This window comes from Serratia sp. SSNIH1 (assembly GCF_002935055.1).
Classification (GTDB): Bacteria; Pseudomonadota; Gammaproteobacteria; order Enterobacterales; family Enterobacteriaceae; genus Serratia; species Serratia nevei.
On the sequence record NZ_CP026383.1, the window covers coordinates 3792376 to 3805674 of the forward strand.

Here is a 13299-nt window from a genome sequence, read left to right on the forward strand (position 1 = left end):
ACCATGACAATAAATCCACAGCCCCTCGAAACGATCGAATTCGCCTCGCGCGATGAGATTGAAGCGTTGCAGCTGACGCGTCTGAAGTGGACGCTGCACCACGCCTACGACAATGTGCCGATGTACAAACGCAAGTTCGACCAGGCCGGCGTGCACCCCGACGATCTCAAACAGCTGAGCGATCTGGCGCGCTTCCCCTACACCACCAAGCAGGATCTGCGCGACAACTACCCGTTCGACACCTTCGCGGTGCCGATGGAACAGGTGGTGCGCATCCACGCCTCCTCGGGCACCACCGGCCGCCCGACGGTGGTGGGTTACACCCAGCGCGACATCGATAACTGGGCCGATATCGTCGCCCGCTGTCTGCGCGCCGGCGGCGCCACCGCCAAAGACAAGGTGCACGTCGCCTACGGTTACGGCCTGTTCACCGGCGGCCTCGGCGCGCACTACGGCGCAGAGCGGCTCGGCGCGACGGTGATCCCGATGTCCGGCGGCCAGACGGAACGCCAGGCGCAGCTGATCCTCGATTTCAAACCCGACATCATCATGGTGACGCCGTCCTATTGCCTGACGCTGATCGACGAGCTGGAGCGCAAGATGGGCGGCGACGCGCGCGGCTGCTCGCTGCGGCTCGGCGTGTTCGGCGCCGAACCCTGGACCGAAGCCCTGCGCCACGAGATCGAAACCCGCATGGGCATCAAGGCGCTGGATATTTACGGCCTGTCGGAAGTGATGGGGCCGGGCGTGGCGATGGAGTGTCTGGAGAGCGGCGGCGGCCCTACCATTTGGGAAGACCACTTCCTGCCGGAGATCATCTGCCCGGAAACCGGCGTCGCCCTGCCGGACGGCGAGCACGGCGAACTGGTGTTCACCACCCTGACCAAAGAGGCGCTGCCGGTGATCCGCTACCGCACTCGCGATCTCACCCGGCTGCTGCCGGGCGACGCGCGCCAGATGCGCCGCATGGGCAAGATCACCGGCCGCTCCGACGACATGCTGATCATCCGCGGCGTCAACGTCTTCCCGTCGCAGGTGGAAGAGCAGATCATGCAGTTCGAGCAGCTGTCGCCGCACTACCAGCTGCAGGTCAGCCGCAGCGGGCACCTGGACACGCTGGCGGTGCGCGTCGAGCTCAAGGAGTCGGCGCTCAGCCTCAGCCACCAGCAGCGTTGCGACATCTGTCACCAGCTGCGCCACCACATCAAATCGATCGTGGGCGTCAGCACCGACGTCAGCATCGCCAACTGCGGCGATATTCCGCGCTCGGAAGGCAAAGCGCAGCGCGTGGTCGATTTGCGGCCGCGCTGAGGCGCACGGCGTCACGGATGACGCCGCCCCAAATTAGGCGTAATGTTATGGCTCATCGAAGGCTAACCCATGGAAAAATATGGAACATAAACTGGATGAGTTCATTCGCCATGCCGTCGACGCGCAGCCGATCAGCGGCACCTCGCTGATCATTTCGTTGTACGGCGACGCACTCAGCCACCGCGGCGGCGAAGTGTGGCTCGGCAGCCTGAGCGCGCTGCTGGAGGCCTTCGGCTTCGGCGATCGCTTCGTGCGCACCTCGGTGTTCCGCCTGCAGAAAGAGGGTTGGCTGGCGGTGGAGAAAATAGGCCGCCGCAGCTTCTACCGCGTGACCGAGCAAGGGATGCGCCAGTTCCGCCACGCCGAATCGAAAATCTATCTGCGCGAGCAACCCGCCTGGGACGGCAAGTGGGAGCTGTTGCTGCTGGAAAGCGCCGAAAAAAACGCGCGCGCGCGGCTGAAAAAAGAGTTGGGCTGGCTCGGCTTCGGGCAAATCGCCAGCAACCTGATGGCCGCCCCCACCCATGCGCAAACCGACGTGACGGCGCTGCTCGGCGAGCTGAACGCCGGCGAGCAGGTGATCTACTTTCGCGCCGATTACCCCTACAACCGCTCCGAGCAAACCCTGCAGAAATTGGTGGCCGACTGCTGGTCGCTAAGCGAAGTGGCGGCCGGTTATCACGAATTTATCGTCTCCTTCCGGCCGCTGATGGCGCTGCTGCGCGAAGTCGACCCGGCGGCGCTGACGCCGCTGCGCTGTTTCCAGATTAAGCTATTATTGATTCACTTCTTCCGTCGCGTGGTGTTGAAAGATCCGCTGCTGCCGGACGCGCTGCTGCCCGCGCAGTGGGAGGGCCAAATCGCCCGCAACCTGTGCATCAATCTCTATCAGCAGGTCGATCGCGCCGCGACGGAGTACGTCAGCGCGCTGGCGGAAACCACCATCGGCGCCCTGCCCGCGCCGGCCGCCGGCTATTATCGGCGCTTCGGCGGCCTGCCGCGCGACCCTACATTTTAAGGAACTCACGCTATGCCTGTGTATCAGATTGACGGCCTGACGCCGGTCGTCGACCCCAGCAGTTACGTGCACCCGACGGCGGTGCTGATCGGCGACGTGATCGTCGGCAAGCACGTATACATCGGCCCGAATGCCAGCCTGCGCGGCGATTTTGGCCGCCTGGTGATCTGCGACGGCGCCAACATTCAGGATAACTGCGTGATGCACGGCTTCCCGCAGCAGGACACGGTGGTGGAAGAAGACGGCCATATCGGCCACGGCGCCATCCTGCACGGCTGCCGCATTCGTCGCAATGCGATGGTGGGCATGAACGCGGTGGTGATGGACGGCGCGGAGATCGGCGAGAACACCATCGTCGGCGCGATGGCGTTTGTCAAAGCCGCGGCGGTGATCGAAGCCAACAAACTGGTGGTCGGCAGCCCGGCGCGCGTGCTGCGCGATCTGACCGAACAGGAGCTGGCCTGGAAGATCGCCGGCACCCGCGAGTATCAGGATCTGGTACAGCGCTGCAAATCCTCGCTGCACGAAGTGGCGCCGCTGACCGAAATCGAACCGGGCCGCCAACGCCTGAGCTTCGGCGACCACCTGATCCCGAAAAGCCAGCTGTAATCCCAGGAAATGACGCGGGCCTTCCGACCGCTAACTTGATTCAGATAGCCTGAAACAGGCTATCTGATCTGCTCAACTTTCAAGACCCCCGATTCACGGTATAACCGGAATGACGAACTAAAGTTCCGTCCACCTGATTGACCTTCCCCTTTAAAGAAAGTCTCAGTCAGGAACCCGTAGGTATGTCCTTCCTTGAACGGATAACCGAAATCAGGCACGCACGAGTCTTGTGATAAAAGGAGAGGTTGGCTTTCATTTACATCAAAATATTTTCTAAACGCTTCATTCTCTTTATCCGCTTCTACGATCTGGATCCCATTTAGATACTCATGACTTTTCGCGGGCACCTGCAGGCATACCTTATCATCGACCACATTCACCTTTGCAGCCTGAATATCGAGAATCCTTGACTCACACGCTGACAACATCAGAATGGAACAAAGCGTCGCCAGGTATTTCCTCTTTTCCATTATCATTTCACTCCTTGCAAAAAGCGGAACAGCGTTTTGCGATACCTTGTCGCTAACGTATTTTGATCTGAAACACCTTGATAAGTGACCACCGGCCAAGCCTTACACCGCTGGATATTCCATTCACGGTAGCCATAGGCCTGCAAAACATAGTAATCAGCAATAATCTGAGCCTGCTGCTCAAGCCCATAGTCCAATAACGCTCTGTCATCCAATCGATAGGTATAATCAGCTGCCCAACTGAACATTCCCCGAGCTCTTACCCACATACCTTTCTGATGCTGCCATACGTGCATCATTTCATGAATAATAGATGCCTGATATCAACGGTTGATTCAGCGCCAAAAATCCGGGGAGTACAGCTCTTTTCTGAAAAACAATTCGCCATTAGGCGTCATAGCCGTTCCACGCCTTTGTAAGCCAAAAGGAAGATAGCTAGCGCAATGTATCCACACGCGCGGATAAGCTATCTCCCCACCAAAAACCGTTCTTGCTAAAGCAATCTCTTTCAACGTTAGCTGTCTGAGCGATCCTTCTTCCTTTTGCATGCGCTATCCTTTATCCCTGTACGCTAAAACCACAAACCTCATGTTAAAAATCCGCCTTTTCAGACTAACAGTACATTACCCCTCCGTTTTGAGCACGCCATAACCGTATCAGCCTATCGATTACTCCACTTCCGGCGCTTTGAACGGCGACGGCACGGCCGCGCGGCGGCTCTGGACGTGATAAGCCACCACCAGCAGCAAGGTGAACGGAATACCGAACCACAGCGTCATGTGGAAGAATTCGGTAAACGCCGTCGAGATCATCAGCGCCGCCATCAGCCCGGCACCCAGCAAGGTGGTATAGGGGAATCCCCACATGCGGAACTTCAGGTGGGTCTGCCGGTGCCGGCGGCGGAAGAACAGGTGGGTGACGAAAATCATCAGCCAGGTAAAGCAGGCGCCATACACCGAGATAGACATCATGGCGGCGAACGACGTTTCCGGCGCCACCAGGCTCAGTACGATAGACACCACGATGCCGATACACGACATCGCCAGCGCATTGACCGGAATGCCGCGCCGGCTGACGCGCCCCAACGCCGCCGGCGCCTGACCGGCGCGCGACAGCGAAAACATCATGCGGGTGGTAATATACAGCTGGCTGTTCATCGCCGACAGCGCCGCCACCAGCACGATAAAGTTGAAAATACCGGCGGCGGCGGGCAGATGGATCACGTTCATCGCCATCAGGAACGGGCTTTCGCCGGTGCCGGACTGCCGCCAGGGCACAATGGCCAACATCAGGGCAATCGACAGCATGTAGAAGATAAACAGCCGCACGATGGTGCCCTTGAACGCCGCCTTCACCGCAATCACCGGATTTTTCGCCTCGCCGGCGGCCACCGCGATCATTTCAATGCTCAGGTAGCTGAAGATGGACACGATCACCGCGAACCACATGCCCTTGACGCCAAACGGCATGAAGCCGCCGGCGGTCAGGTTGCGCAAGCCGTAGGCCGGGTTGCCCGAGAACGCCAGAATGCCGATGCCGATCAGAATGAACGCCACGATCGCCGTCACTTTGACGGTGGACAGCGCGTATTCCACTTGGCCGAACGACTTCACGCCGATCACGTTGACGACGATCACCGCCGCCGAGAACAGCAGCACCCACGGCCAGGTCGGCGTCGCCGGGAACCAGAACTGCATGTACATGCCGATGGCGGTAACTTCAGTGCCCACCGCCAGCACCACGCAAGACCAGTAGGAATAACGCACCAGAAAACCGAACAGCGGGCCGAGATAGAATTCGGCGTAGTCGCCGAACGAGCCGGGTGTCGGGTGCTCGGAGGTCATTTCCGCCAGGCTGCCCATCAACAGCAGCGCAATAACGCCGCCGATCAAGTAGCTCAGCAATACCGACGGCCCCGCCATCTGAATGGCGTAGGCGCTGCCGAGAAACAGCCCGGTGCCGATGGCGCCGCCGATCGCCAGCATCGACATCTGCCCGGCGGTAAGATGCTTGTTCAACCCGCCCTGACGGCGGGCGATATGCTCAAAATCATTCATCTGTGGCATGGCTGGGTTCCCGAGCGAAGTTAGGCGGTACGGGTGACGCCGAGAATGGCGGCGGTCACGTAGTCGATATTGCCGGGGTTGAGTCCCGGCAGGCACATGCGGCCGGGCGAAACCAGATAGATGGCGTAGCGCTGCCGCAGGGTCTGCAGCTGCGCTTCGTTCAGGCCGGTATAGCTGAACATGCCGCGCTGATCGCGTATGCGCCGGTGATCCAGCGAAGAGCCGCCCCGCGCCAGGCCGGCGGCCAGCTGCTCACGCATCTGCTTGATGCGCACGCGCATTTCCGCCAGCTCATTGCGCCAAAGCTCACCGAGTTCAGCGTCGCCGAGCAGGGTTTCCACGATCTGGCTGCCGTGCGTCGGCGGGCAGGAGTAGCTGCGGCGGATCAGCGTTTTTAACGCGCCTTTGACGTTGGCGGCGTTTTCCGCATCAGCGCAGCGCACCGACAGCGCGCCCAACCGCTGGCCGTACAGCGCCACGTTTTTGGAAAACGAGTTGCAGACCAAAAACGGCAGATCGGTTTTCAGCGCTTCGCGCAACGCAAAGCCATCCTCCTCCAGCCCGTCGCCGAAGCCCTGATAGGCGATATCGAACAGCGGCAGCAGCTTACGCCGCTGCAGCACGGCGAGCGTGGCACGCCACTGCTCCGCCGTCAGATCGGTGCCGGTCGGGTTATGGCAGCAAGGATGCAACAGGACTACGCTGCCGGGCGGCAGACTGTCCAGCGCGTCGAGCATGGCGGCGAAACGCAGGCCGCCCGCCGCTTCGTCAAAGTAGGGATAGGTATTCACCTGCAACCCGGCGCCTCCAAATATCGCCCAGTGATTGGCCCAGGTGGGATCGGACACCCAAATTTCACCGCGCCCCAGAAAGTGGCGCAGAAAATCCGCCGCCAGCTTCAACGCGCCGGAACCGCCGACGGTCTGCACCGTAGCGATCTCGGCCGCCTGTTGCTCGCCGAACAGCAGCGCCTGCACCTGGCGAGCGAACTGTGGCGAACCTTCGATCGGCGGATAGCCGTGCGGGCGGCGCAGCGCCAACAATCGCTGCTCGGCCGCCTCCACCGCCTGCATCAGCGGAATATTCCCCTGCCGGTCGTAATAGAGCCCAATACCTAAATTCACTTTTTTCGGATTGGGGTCCTGCAAATAGGCTTCCATCAGCGACATAATAGGATCGGCTGCAGAAGGTGCAATCTGTTTAAACATGACGCATCCTTAACTCGTTATTGAATTAATATGAAGACGGACTTAATAAAAATTAAATCAGGCGATGGCGCTGACGGTGATTTCTATTTTCATTCCCGGCACCACCAGTTTTTCGACAATAACCGTGGAACGATTGGGATAAGGATAATTAAAGTGTTTCCGGTAAATATCATCGAGCCATTTAACGTCGTTGACGTCGGTAAGATAAACGATCACCTGCAGTACCTTATCGCTGTGGCTGCCCGCCGCCTTCAACGTCTGCGCCAGGTTATCGAAGGTTAACGCAATCTGTTGCTCCGGCGTGCCGGTCTCGATGCTGCCGTCCGCCCGCACCGGGCCGTGGGCGGTAAACAGCATGCCACCGCCCCGGGTGGCCCAGGAAAAAGGCTGGCCGATGTCCGGCAGCCCGGTCTCTACGATCTCGCGCATGTCAGTGGTTTCCGTAGTGGTCAAGTTGGCGAAGCAGCGCGCCACCGGCGGCGAACAACGCATCCAGAATGGTGAAATGATTGGCGCCGGGCACCGCGACCAGTTCGGCCGGCAACCCGCGTTGGCGCAGCGCCGCGTGATAGTGTTGCGACTGACCGATCAACTCCGGCAGCTCAGCCGCGCCGTAATACAGCGTGAGCGGCTTACTGCGCGTCGGCGGGTGGCGCGCCGGGCTTAGCGTTTCAATCTGCCGCGCGGTCAGCTGCAGCGCCCGATTGACATAGCTCTCTTGCAGCGGCGCCAGTTCGAACAGGCCGCTGATGGGAAAGACCGCCTCCACCAACGCATGCTGCTGCCAAAACGCCGCCAGATGCCCGCCGGCGGAATGGCCGCACAGATAAACCGGATGGGCGTAGTGCGGCGGCAGGCGGCGCTGAATGGCATCCAGCGCCCCCCCGACCTGTCGGCATATTTCGTCGAGATCCACCGTCGGCGCGAGCGCATATTCCACCAGCACCACGTCAAAACCCAACGCCAACGGCTCGGCGGCGATAAAGGCGAAATCCGCCTTATCGCAGAATTGCCAATAGCCGCCGTGAATAAATATTAACGTCCCCTGATGCTGCTTTGCAGAATAGAGCCAATCCATCGTCTCGCGTTCGCTTTCGCCATACGCAATATTCTTTTCATGTTTTGTCTGATGATAAATAGCCGCGCTACGGGTCTGAAATGAAGCCAAAATAGCGTCTTCATTATCCACCGTAGCGCCGTTGTCATAGCTCCCCGCAAGTTGTTTCATATATTAAACTTCGTTTATTATTTAAGATATGAATTAACTATTAGCACCCGCAACATTATTGTCAAGACGGGTCTATCAGCAATGCGCGCCCGGTAAAATAAAACAACACCGGCAGCGAAAAAGTTTAACCCATGAAACTTTTTGCGCTTATTTTCCCCGCCCGTCCGGCTGAATTTGCGGCAATGCGCTTAGCCGCTCAAACGCATAATCCCAAAAGGCGCGCACCTTCAGCGGCATGCGCTGCGCCTGCTGCGCCACCAGCTGCACCGGCATCGGCAACGGTTCATGGTCCGCCAGCAGCCGCACCAGCGTACCGGCGGCCACATCGTCCGCCACCTGATACGAAAGGAAGCGGGCGACGCCCTTGCCGGCGCGCACCGCCAGCAGTTGCGCTTCCACGTCGTTGAGCAACAACCGGGGGGCCAATCGCACGCGCTCGCCGTTTTCCTGCGGGCCGAAGCGCCATTCACGCAGCGACGGCCGCTGGGTGCCGACGATGGTGGCGTGCTCCGCCAGCTGCGCCGGCGATCGCGGCTCACCGCAGCGCGCCAAGTAATCCGGGCTGGCGACCGTCACCCGGCTGACCTGCCCCAGCCGCCGCGCCACGCGGGAAGAGTCCTGCAGATGACCGATGCGCACCGCGATATCCAGCCCTTCGTCAATCAGATCGAGATTGCGATCGTTCAACACCATTTCGATCTGCATCTGCGGGTAATCATCGAGAAATGCCATCACCACCGGCGCCACGTACCGGCGGCCGAACTGCACCGGCGAAGTAACGCGCAGCAAGCCGCTCAGCTGCGCTTCGGCGGTATCCTGCACCACCGCCTGATAATCCTGCAGCAGCTGTTGCGCGCGCTCCAGCAACCGCACGCCCGCTTCGGTAGGCGCCAGCCGCCGGGTGGTGCGCTCCACCAGCCGGGTGCCGAACCGCTGTTCCAGCGCGGCGATGGCCCGGGTGATCGCCGGCGCCGAACGCCGCAGTTTGCGCCCGGCCGCCGCCAGGCTGCCCTGCTGCACCACCGCCACGAAGATTGCCAACTCGTCTAACCGATCCATAGATTCTTCCGAAAAATGAAATTATCAATTTCCACATTGCCGGATTTCGCTCATTCAACGCAAGAGTATGCTGACAAAAAGCACAGAGGAGAAACGCCATGTCCACCATCACACTCTACGGCACCCCGCTTTCCGGCCACGTTCATCGCGTGGCGTTGCTGCTGCGCATGCTGGCGCTGCCCTATGCATGGGTCGAAGCCTCGGCGGACGTACGGCAGAGCGCAGCCTTCCGCCGGCTCAACCCATTCGGCCAGATCCCGGTCTTGCAGGATGGCGATCTGACGCTGGCCGACAGCAACGCCATTCTGGTCTATCTGGTGAAGCGCTATGCGCCGGACAGCCACTGGCTGCCGGAACAGCCGGCCGCGGCGGCGCGGGTGCAGGCCTGGCTTTCCAAAGCCGCCGGTGAAGTTCGCTACGGCCCGGCGGCCTGCCGACTGATCGCCCAGTTCGCGGTGCCGGAGGATTATCAGGCGGCGCGGGCGGTCAGCGATCGTTTTCTGCCGCAGATGGAGCAGCACCTGAGCGAGCGCGACTACCTGGCCGGTGAACACCCCACCATCGCCGATCTGGCCTGCCACAGCTACGTGGCGGTCGCGGCCGAGGGCGGCATTTCGCTGTCGCCTTATCCTGCGATACGTCGCTGGACGGCGCGCATCGCTGCACTGCCCGGCTTCTTCGCCATGCCGGCCCTGCCGGCACCGGCGGCGAGCTGACGCCATGATCCCGCAACTGTTCCATCCCGATGAGCTGCGCGCACAGACGCTGGCCGGTTTCGATCGCGTGGGCGGCGGCATCTACCCCGCGATGCCGGATCAGCACCGCGCGTTTTTCGCCGCGCTGCCCTACCTGTTTGTCGCCACGCTGGACGACCAGGGCTGGCCCATCGCCACCCTGTTCAGCGGCCCGCCCGGATTTTTACGCACGCCGGATGACACGCACCTGCGCATCAGCGCGCCGCGCCGCAGCGACGATCCCGCCCAGGCGCTGTTGCTGCCCGGCAAACCGGTCGGCGCGCTCGGGCTCGACTTCAGCAACCGGCGGCGCAACCGCGCCAACGGCACCGTCGGCCGCACCGATAAAAACCGGGTGGAGATCGTCGTTCACCAAAGCTTCGGCAACTGCCCGCAGTACATTCAGCGCCGCGAACTCTACCCGATGGAGAGCCGGCCACAGCCGGTTGAGCATTTAGCGTCGCTCGATGCGGCGGCGCAGGCGCTGATCCGCACCGCGGACACCAGCTTCGTCGCCAGCGGCGCGCACCTGGAACTGGCGCAGGGCGGCGTCGATATTTCCCATCGCGGTGGGCGGCCCGGTTTTATCCATCTGGAAGGCGACAGGCTGTGGATGCCGGACTTTCGCGGCAACCGTTATATGAATACGTTGGGCAACCTGCTGGCCGAACCGCGGGCGGCGCTGCTGTTCATCGATTTCGATCGCGGCGACGTGCTGCACCTGCAAGGAAAAACGCAGATCCTCTGGCAGACGCAAGGGGATCCCGGCGTTGAAGGGGCGGAACGCTATTGGCGGTTTGACGTTCACCGCGCCTGGCGCTTTGCGGCGGCGCTGCCGTGGCGGGGACGCGATCTTGAGTATTCGCCCGCGACGCTGGCGACCGGAGTGTGGCACCGCTGAAATGAAAAGCCCCGCTGCGGCGGGGCTGAATCGGGAAATTACAGGCTGTGTTCGGCCGCCGCTGCGGCCTGATAAAGCTGACGAAAATAACGCAACCGCGCAAAGAACAGGCGGCTTTGCTGTTCCGACATATTGCCGGCCACCTGCCCGGCGTCAATCTGCCGCCCTTGCCATTCCATCAGGGCGATACTCGACGCCAAAAAATCCATTTCGCTGCCGTAGGCCGCGAGATGTCTGTCCACTGATTTCATCATTCGCACACTCCTTTTAATCACATCGAAAAGGGTCATATGCCTGCTCTTTCAGTATCGGCCCGACGGCGGATATTTTTTGTACAGAAGGTGCGCATGAAGAAAACGCGCATCTTGTCGCCACGCTGGCAAACGGCGACGGCAAAGTTTGCTAGGGTAAAGGGTAGCCGTATGGGATAGACCATTCTGTTGAACTCAGCAAAGGAAGAGACTAATGAGCACCAGCATCAGCGCTCCCCTCAAGGACCCCTCGCTGTTCCGCGAGGCCAATTACATCGACGGGCAATGGTTGCCGGCCAAAGCAGGCCACGCGATCGCCATCCATAACCCCGCCAACGGCGAGCTGGTTGGCCATGTGCCGGCCTTCGGCGCCGAAGAAACCGCGCGCGCCATCGCCGCCGCCAAGAAGGCGCTGCCCGCCTGGCGTGCGCTGACCGCCAAAGAGCGCGCCGGCAAACTGCGGCGGCTGTTTGAGCTGATGATGGAAAATCAGGAGGATCTGGCGCGCATCATGACGGCGGAACAGGGTAAACCGCTGGCTGAAAGCCGCGGTGAGATCGCCTATGCCGCCTCCTTTATCGAATGGTTCGCCGAGGAAGGCAAGCGGGTCTACGGCGACACCATTCCACAGCCCCAGGCGGGCCGCCGCATCATCGTGCAGAAAGAGCCGATCGGCGTGTTCGCCGCCATCACCCCGTGGAATTTTCCGGCGGCGATGATCACCCGCAAAGCCGGCCCCGGCTGGGCGGCGGGCTGTACCGGGGTGATCCGCCCCGCCAGTCAGACCCCGTTCTCGGCGCTGGCGATCGCCGTGCTGGCGGAGCGCGCCGGGCTGCCCGCCGGGGTGTGCAACGTGATCACCGGCCCCAGCAAAGGCATCGGCGGCGAGCTCACCGCCAACCCGGACGTGCGTAAACTCTCCTTCACCGGCAGCACCGAAGTCGGCGCGCAGCTGCTGGCCCAGTGTGCGCCCACCATCAAGAAAACCAGCATGGAGCTGGGCGGCAACGCGCCGTTTATCGTGTTCGACGACGCCGATCTGGACGCCGCCGTGGCCGGCGCGGTCGCCTCGAAATACCGCAATGCCGGCCAGACCTGCGTCTGCACCAACCGTTTTCTGGTGCAGGACGGCGTGTACGACGCCTTCGCCACCAAACTGAAAGCCGCCGTCACCAAGCTGAAAGTCGGCAACGGCCTGGATGACGGCGTCACCATCGGCCCGTTGATTAACCCGGACGCGGTGGAGAAAGTGCGCGAACATATCGCCGACGCCGTCGAGCACGGCGCATCGGTGCTGCTGGGCGGCAAGCCTGACGCGCTGGGCGGCAATTTCTTCACCCCGACCATCCTGACCGATGTGCCGCGCACGGCGAAAATCTTCCGCGAGGAGACGTTCGGCCCGGTAGCGCCCCTGATCCGCTTCAGCCAGGAAGCGGAAGCCATCGAACTGGCCAACGACACGCCGTTCGGCCTGGCCGCTTACTTCTACAGCCGCGACATCGGCCGGGTGATGCGCGTGGCCGAAGCGCTGGAGTACGGCATCGTCGGCATCAACGAAGGGCTGATTTCCACCGAGGTGGCACCGTTCGGCGGCATGAAGCACTCCGGTTTGGGCCGCGAAGGCTCAAAATACGGCATCGAGGACTATCTCGAGATCAAATACCTGTGCCTTGGCGGTTTGGGCGCTTGATGCGATCGGCCTCCGCGTCTGCGGGGGCCCTGTCTGGCGGATCCGGAAAGCCTTTGCTACCTTTAGGCCTCTCGTTCAGAACGGTTAAAAGGCATTTCCAGTATGCAACCTCTCGTGGTACAGCTGCCCGGCTTTTACGTCGCCGGCCAAACGGTCAGAACCACCAATCAGGACGAAACCCGGCCCGAGACGGCAAAAATCCCGGCGCTGTGGTCAGACTTTTTCGCCACCTCGCCCGCCACGCCGGTCTATGGGGTCTACGCCAACTACGCCTCCGACGCCGGCGGGCCATTTGACGTCACCGCCGGCAGCGCGGCAGAGAGCGGTTTGCACATCCAACCCGGCCGCTATCTGGTGTTCCAGGCCCGTGGCGCCATGCCGGCGGCGGTTATTGCAGGCTGGCAAGCCATCTGGGCCTACTTCGAGCAACACCCGGAAATCGAACGCCGCTTCCTGACCGACTTCGAAACCTATACCGGCCCCGAGGCGGTCGATATCCATATCGGCTGCCGCTAACGTCGCATTGAACTCAACGATGACAACGTTCTTCTCCACCATTCCTATGGCGCATGTCTTTTCGGGGGACAAAACCAAGGCGTTTTACCTGAATTTTCTCGGTGACACGCTGGAATGTGAGCACCGTTTCAGCAAGGAGAACATCCCATCGCGAGATAATCTATACTGATGCCAGGATGCATTACTCTTTTCGTTTAGCGTCATGTAGATGGAGCGACAGATGGCTAACTCTGAATCG

Annotated in this window: 17 protein-coding genes; 8 read left to right on the plus strand and 9 right to left on the minus strand. The window is 61.1% G+C overall.

Annotated elements, in window-relative coordinates:
* The first annotated feature begins 3 nt into the window (after window positions 1–3).
* The 3 genes from paaK to paaY all read left to right on the plus strand — a co-directional run bounded on the left by paaK (window position 4) and on the right by paaY (window position 2938).
* Window positions 4–1311, plus strand: coding sequence for a phenylacetate--CoA ligase PaaK (paaK, locus tag C3F38_RS18295; RefSeq protein WP_038872175.1), 1308 nt, complete (start codon window positions 4–6; stop codon window positions 1309–1311).
* Between the two features lie 79 nt (window positions 1312–1390).
* Complete coding sequence (paaX, locus tag C3F38_RS18300) at window positions 1391–2329, plus strand: phenylacetic acid degradation operon negative regulatory protein PaaX (protein WP_047730361.1); 939 nt, start codon at window positions 1391–1393, stop codon at window positions 2327–2329.
* A 12-nt stretch (window positions 2330–2341) separates the two neighbouring features.
* Window positions 2342–2938 carry a phenylacetic acid degradation protein PaaY gene (gene paaY, locus C3F38_RS18305; RefSeq protein ID WP_021505794.1) on the plus strand — a complete coding sequence of 199 codons (597 nt, stop codon included), beginning with the start codon at window positions 2342–2344 and terminating at the stop codon, window positions 2936–2938.
* A gap of 59 nt (window positions 2939–2997) precedes the next feature.
* On the opposite strand, the gene C3F38_RS18310 is transcribed toward paaY, so the two are convergent.
* The 8 genes from C3F38_RS18310 to C3F38_RS18340 all read right to left on the minus strand — a co-directional run bounded on the left by C3F38_RS18310 (window position 2998) and on the right by C3F38_RS18340 (window position 8969).
* Window positions 2998–3408: a putative T6SS immunity periplasmic lipoprotein gene (locus tag C3F38_RS18310; protein WP_139108004.1), complete on the minus strand. Its 411-nt coding sequence runs from the start codon at window positions 3406–3408 to the stop codon at window positions 2998–3000.
* A 2-nt stretch (window positions 3409–3410) separates the two neighbouring features.
* A complete protein-coding gene (locus tag C3F38_RS26885; protein ID WP_308382763.1) occupies window positions 3411–3656 on the minus strand; it encodes a hypothetical protein in 246 nt (81 codons plus the stop codon).
* An 87-nt stretch (window positions 3657–3743) separates the two neighbouring features.
* Window positions 3744–3956 carry a hypothetical protein gene (locus C3F38_RS26890; protein WP_369916739.1) on the minus strand — a complete coding sequence of 71 codons (213 nt, stop codon included), beginning with the start codon at window positions 3954–3956 and terminating at the stop codon, window positions 3744–3746.
* Between the two features lie 120 nt (window positions 3957–4076).
* Entirely contained in the window at window positions 4077–5474 is a 1398-nt protein-coding gene (locus tag C3F38_RS18320) for an amino acid permease (RefSeq protein WP_047730359.1), read from the minus strand.
* A gap of 20 nt (window positions 5475–5494) precedes the next feature.
* A complete protein-coding gene (locus tag C3F38_RS18325; protein WP_055316429.1) occupies window positions 5495–6682 on the minus strand; it encodes an amino acid aminotransferase in 1188 nt (395 codons plus the stop codon).
* 57 nt (window positions 6683–6739) lie between these two features.
* The gene (locus C3F38_RS18330; protein WP_055316432.1) at window positions 6740–7111 is read right to left on the minus strand and encodes a RidA family protein; all 372 of its coding nucleotides are present in this window, start codon (window positions 7109–7111) and stop codon (window positions 6740–6742) included.
* 1 nt (window position 7112) lies between these two features.
* Window positions 7113–7910 (minus strand): alpha/beta hydrolase, encoded by a 798-nt coding sequence (locus C3F38_RS18335; protein ID WP_055316435.1) that lies wholly within the window; start codon window positions 7908–7910, stop codon window positions 7113–7115.
* 147 nt (window positions 7911–8057) lie between these two features.
* The gene (locus C3F38_RS18340) at window positions 8058–8969 is read right to left on the minus strand and encodes a LysR family transcriptional regulator (protein WP_055316438.1); all 912 of its coding nucleotides are present in this window, start codon (window positions 8967–8969) and stop codon (window positions 8058–8060) included.
* Between the two features lie 98 nt (window positions 8970–9067).
* Between C3F38_RS18340 and C3F38_RS18345 the strand changes: the two genes are divergently transcribed.
* Both C3F38_RS18345 and C3F38_RS18350 read left to right on the plus strand, forming a co-directional pair.
* The gene (locus C3F38_RS18345; RefSeq protein ID WP_055316441.1) at window positions 9068–9685 is read left to right on the plus strand and encodes a glutathione S-transferase family protein; all 618 of its coding nucleotides are present in this window, start codon (window positions 9068–9070) and stop codon (window positions 9683–9685) included.
* A gap of 4 nt (window positions 9686–9689) precedes the next feature.
* Window positions 9690–10604 (plus strand): pyridoxamine 5'-phosphate oxidase family protein, encoded by a 915-nt coding sequence (locus C3F38_RS18350; RefSeq protein ID WP_038872198.1) that lies wholly within the window; start codon window positions 9690–9692, stop codon window positions 10602–10604.
* 38 nt (window positions 10605–10642) lie between these two features.
* Here C3F38_RS18350 and C3F38_RS18355 read toward each other — a convergent pair whose 3' ends face one another.
* Window positions 10643–10858, minus strand: coding sequence for a glycogen synthase (locus C3F38_RS18355; protein ID WP_038872200.1), 216 nt, complete (start codon window positions 10856–10858; stop codon window positions 10643–10645).
* Between the two features lie 211 nt (window positions 10859–11069).
* On the opposite strand from C3F38_RS18355, the gene gabD reads away from it, so the two are divergent.
* The 3 genes from gabD (at window position 11070) to C3F38_RS26640 (ending at window position 13230) form a co-directional block, all read left to right on the plus strand.
* Window positions 11070–12545, plus strand: a complete 1476-nt coding sequence (gene gabD / locus C3F38_RS18360; protein ID WP_055316443.1) for an NADP-dependent succinate-semialdehyde dehydrogenase — start codon at window positions 11070–11072, stop codon at window positions 12543–12545.
* 102 nt (window positions 12546–12647) lie between these two features.
* Window positions 12648–13061, plus strand: a complete 414-nt coding sequence (locus C3F38_RS18365; protein ID WP_055316446.1) for a GyrI-like domain-containing protein — start codon at window positions 12648–12650, stop codon at window positions 13059–13061.
* Window positions 13062–13080: 19 nt separating this feature from the next.
* Window positions 13081–13230 (plus strand): glyoxalase superfamily protein, encoded by a 150-nt coding sequence (locus tag C3F38_RS26640; protein WP_220035413.1) that lies wholly within the window; start codon window positions 13081–13083, stop codon window positions 13228–13230.
* Window positions 13231–13299 lie beyond the last annotated feature (69 nt).